Source organism: Bradyrhizobium hipponense (assembly GCF_008123965.1).
In the GTDB taxonomy this organism is placed as follows: Bacteria; Pseudomonadota; Alphaproteobacteria; order Rhizobiales; family Xanthobacteraceae; genus Bradyrhizobium; species Bradyrhizobium hipponense.
Genome location: NZ_VSTH01000210.1, coordinates 1 through 4,779, shown reverse-complemented (window position 1 = coordinate 4,779; position 4,779 = coordinate 1). Strand labels below are relative to the sequence as shown.

Annotated in this window: 3 protein-coding genes; all 3 read right to left on the bottom strand. The window is 57.3% G+C overall.

Annotated features, from left to right (window positions below):
- Window positions 1-815: 815 nt before the first annotated feature.
- The 3 genes from FXV83_RS43380 to FXV83_RS39985 all read right to left on the bottom strand — a co-directional run bounded on the left by FXV83_RS43380 (window position 816) and on the right by FXV83_RS39985 (window position 4,564).
- Entirely contained in the window at window positions 816-2,729 is a 1,914-nt protein-coding gene (locus tag FXV83_RS43380) for an adenylate/guanylate cyclase domain-containing protein (RefSeq protein ID WP_187436499.1), read from the bottom strand.
- A gap of 252 nt (window positions 2,730-2,981) precedes the next feature.
- Entirely contained in the window at window positions 2,982-3,848 is an 867-nt protein-coding gene (locus FXV83_RS39990; protein WP_187436498.1) for an ABC transporter substrate-binding protein, read from the bottom strand.
- A 200-nt stretch (window positions 3,849-4,048) separates the two neighbouring features.
- On the bottom strand, window positions 4,049-4,564 hold the full coding sequence (locus FXV83_RS39985) for a hypothetical protein (protein WP_148745533.1): 516 nt from the start codon (window positions 4,562-4,564) through the stop codon (window positions 4,049-4,051).
- Window positions 4,565-4,779: the final 215 nt, after the last annotated feature.

Sequence of the window (4,779 nt, the reverse complement as noted above, 5' to 3'; positions counted from 1 at the left end):
GGCGCACTCCGGTCTACCCCGGTGAACGGACATTCTCAGAGTAGGCAGGCATGTCTCAAACGGGCCACAAGCGGAATTGTCGGCGCCGGATGCAAGAGGCCCGCCAACCGAGGCGGCCTTAATCTTCTCAAATACGCTCTCCGCAGCATACCTCATTTTGAGACCGGCCCACTGCCGACCGCTGGGGTGCAGCCGCGATGGTATTCCTGCTGACATTTCGCGTAGTCGTCGTACAGAAAGTACGCTCCGACCGCGATTACGATGACCATGCACGTGAGAGCTATTTTCTGCTTCATTGACCGATAAGTCTCCTCGCAGAAGACGGCGTTGAGGACCAACTTGGCCGCCTCCTGCGAAATCTTTAGGCGGTGAGCTGACGCACGTCCCCCTGCCGACCGCGCTTTGAGCCATATAACCAGAGCCCGTAACTGACAGCGAAATGAAAGAGGGCGCGTGCGAGGAATGTTCGCCGCCCGTTGCGTATCGCTCATAGAGGAGCGTACCAACGAACAATCCGGGAAGAGTGCAAAAAGCTTCCAGCCCACGTAGACCCTCCCAGCGTTCGCGCCACCCTAGGTAGATCGTGTGAGTGAATTTCTCGCTTACAAACCTGGTTTAACTTGAGTTGCGGCGATAGCTCAAAGCTTCCAAGCCGGCAGATTTCGGAACCGGCCATTAGATCAAGCAATTCTTTCTCTTAAGTCTGCAATGGGTCAACAGCGGCGGTTTGGCCGGACCGGCGACGCCCGGGCGGGCCCAGCGAGCGGACGTCTTTAGCGCCGACCTGAAGGTCTCGAGCGGGCCATCTGCGGAAGTCATTGGTCCGGCAGTCCCGCTTTGCGCAACGCGTCTTCCACATAAGCACGCTGCTCAACGTAGGCAGGATCGTCCGACAGATCGGTGGCCCGGAATTTCGCGAGACTGGTGTAGTTCGGATTCAGGCGACCCGCCGCCGCAAGTGCCGCGCGGGCAGCTGATTGATCGCCTTTGATAGCCATGATCGCGGCGTAGTAAAGCTGGCCATATGCCAGTCTCGGATTCGTCGCCACCGACCTGCTGAGCCAGGTTAGCGCCTCATCATCGCGCCTGAGCAGGATCATTGCCCGCCCCATTTCAAACTGCCAGGTGCCAAGACCCGGGTCGCGTGGACTGAGTTCAACGGCGCGTTCGAACAGCGGAATTGCGTCAAGAGATTTCCCGGTGAACACGAACGTCTCGCCAAGAAAAAGCGTCGTTGTCGGTATGTTGCCGTTGATTTGCAGTGAGATCCTGTACTGCTCGGCGGCCTCCTTCTGCCGCCGGTGTGCCTGCAGGACACGGGCGCGCAACGCATGAGCGGCCGCATTATTCGGATCGAGCCTGACTGCCTGCTGCGAGAGCTCGTCGGCGCGACCTAAATCCCCTGCCGGGTCGGGCGATTGTCCATTGATGACCAGATTGGCGAGTGTCAAGGAAAGTCCTGTCATTGCCCTTAGTGTATGCGGGTCAATTTCAAGCGCATGCTCAAATAGGCGCCGAGCTTCCTCACGCGTCTCGGGCGTGGTCGGCTTGTACACGGCAGCCCATCCCTGCAAGGCAAGGTCCGACGCAGTGGGATTGGTCTGGTGCTCCAGTTCGATGCTGCGGGCCGCCAGGACAACCAGTTCCAATCCCAGCATGCGGGCGATCCGGCCGGTTATGTCATCCTGCAATTCCAGATAGTTGCTACGCGGACGATCGAAGCGGTCCGACCAGACATGGCCGCCAGTTTCAGTATCGATCAGCTGCGCGTTGACTCGAACCTGATCGCCGGCGCGCTGCACGCTACCTTCGAGCGCGAAGCGCACACCGAGTTCACGCCCGATCTGGCGGGCATCGATCGATTTGCCCTTGTAGGTGAACGCGGTGTTGCGCGCGATAACGAAGCTGCCCTGAATTCGCGAGAGATCGGTTGTCAGGCCGTCGGTGACCGCATCGGCGAAATAATCCTGTCCCGGATCGCCACTTAGGTTTGTGAAGGGAAGCACGACAATCGATAAGCGCGGTGCTGCCCTAGGTGACGGAACGGTTTTTGAAGACTGGACGAACAATGATGTGACGCCAGGGAAACCTCGCATGTACCAGGTACCGCCGCCGATTGCCGCGAAAGCGAGGACTGCGGCTGCGGCCACTGTCATTGATCGGCCGCTTGACTTCGCGAGCGACGGTAGCCGTGAGCCGGCCGCATCTATCATAAACACCTGCACTGGCTCGGCGATATTTTTTAGGCGTCGTTTGCCCCAATCGTGCATCGTAACGGCAATCTTGCCCTTGACCTGATCGTAGGCCGCGCGGGACAGACAGATGCTGCCCGGCGGCGCAATGTTCTCCAAGCGCGCGGCCACATTGACCCCATCGCCCATCAGGTCGCCGTCGGATTCGACGAGGACGTCACCGAGATTGATGCCGATGCGGAAACTGATTTCCTTGCCGGGAGACATATCGGCATTTCGATCGATCATCTTGCGCTGCAACTCGACGGCGCACCGGACGGCATCGACCACGGAGGCGAACTCTACCAGCATTCCATCTCCGGTCGTCTTAACTATGTGACCATGATGGGTCGAGATGGTCGGATCGACGACGTCTTTTCGCAACATCCGAAGCCTGGTAATGGTCCCTTCTTCGTCTGCACCTGTCAGCCGACTATAGCCAGCCACGTCCGCGGCCAGGATCGCGGCAAGTCGGCGTTCGACGTGCTGCTCGGACACGATCCATCCCTCTGCGTTTGACGGAAGAACTCTAGCACAACGGCGAATTGCCAGAAGCTCGACTCTGCGCCATAGAGCACCAGCCAACGAAGTTCCAGGCTGGAGTGGCACCGGTCGTTAGTAATACGTCCGGTTCGGGTCAAAATGCGAAGAACTCAACGTGAGCAAATCTGGTCCGCCATGCCTCGGTGAGCGGACCTCGTGGAGGGGCCGCCACTTCGCCGATGGGCCAATTGCGGAAGCTATCGAAACTCATTCGATAACCTTGTCAGCTTGAAGGATGATCGCCTCTGGTATCGACAAGTTCAGCACGTTTGCAGCCTTGAGGTTAAGTACCAGTTCAAATTTAGTCGGTTGTTCGACCGGCATATCAGCGGGCGCCCCACCCTTGAATATTCTATCGACATACTGCGCTGAGCGCCTGAACATGATTGATAAGCTTGGGCCGTAACTTGCTAGCGCACCAGCCTCAACAAACTCGCTGATTTGATAGATTGCTGGAATTGGAACGGCGTTAGCCAGATCGACAATCTTCAGCCGAATTGGATCGGCTACCACGAACACAGCGTCACAGCGTTCCCTTCCAATATTCTGAAACGCTTGCTCCAGATCGGCGGGAGTTGGTGCGACGATGGGAACGGTTGATAAGCCGACAGTGTGCGCGGCCGCGCGAGACACCTCATACAGTCCAGGGTGGGTGGGATTTGACGACATCAAGATTGCGATTTTTCTGGCAGAAGGAAGAATACTGCTGATCACGTCAAAAATCTTGGTAGTAGTGTCGCCGTACATGTTGGCCAAGCCGGTTATATTGCCCCCTGGCCGAGCAAAGCTTTTCACAAAACCGGACCCGATGGGATCGGTCGCAGGTGTCATTACGATAGGAATGGTCGACGTTGCTCGCTGCGCGGCGGCTATGGCCGGCGTCGCAATGGTGACAAGCACGTCAGGCCGAAGCGCGATGAGTTCGCTAGCCAACCCGGGCAAGCGATCAATCGACCCCTCAGCCTGCCGCTTGTCGATAATGAGGTTCTTACCTTCAACATAGCCGAGAGTGCTCAGCTCTTGTTTGAATACCTCAAACAGCTTGAGGTCGGGGCCAACTATGAAGCCGGGCATTAGGTACCCAATTCGCCAAGTTTTCCCCTGTTGTGGCCATCCTGCCAACGGCCATGCAACGGCGGCACTTGCAAGGGCCGCAACGAAAACTCGTCGTCTCATCAGCATTGCCTCAGCCGCGAATGATCACGTCACTGCTCCATGCCGGGCGATATCACTGGCATCGGTTTCAAGTACGTAGCTGCTGGCGTCTGGTTGGCTCAGTTCGTCTTAGCGAACTTGTACGTTCCCTTCTTGTGACCAATGACCTGGCTGATGCCATCGAAGTTGCTCTTGAGCGGGTCGATGGTGACGACGAGCGCGGCCTGGAGACCTTCAAATTTCCCCGTTCCACCAGTGATGTTGCAATTGTTGGGGGATCCAGGCATCCAGTCACACTGCTCGAACACTTGATCGCCGTCCTTGTCGACGTAAGTACAGAACCCGTGAATCTCCGCGGTCTTTGCCGACGAATCCGTAAGGCGGCTCAACTGACAGCGTCCGCCCATGTTGTTGAGTACAGGGTTTCCAGCCTCGTTCGAGGCAGCCATGGCTTGGTTCATAAAAACAAACTCTCTGCCGCCGCCGATCGACATTGGCTTGGGTGCTGGAATAGGCGTGGCGGTGAATATGACCGAGACCGAACCTTCCGGCGGCACGCCCTGAGCAACGGCGCTCAAACTGGTCAGAATGGCAACGACGGAAAACAATGCGATGAGTACACGATTAATAGCCATCGTTCCCTCCCTTTGTGATGGCGCAGAGAACTAATGCGAGCGAGCAGGCTATGCCCTGAGGAACACTCCAGCAAGAGTTACAGATTAAGCAAGAGTAACACGGTGTCGCAGGCGGAGCTCGGCAAGCGAAGGTGCGTCAGTAGAGCTGATCCACTTGAAACGTTTGGGCGGGTGCATCCGCCGCGAATGAACATTTCCGCTAATGGGATGGTCCG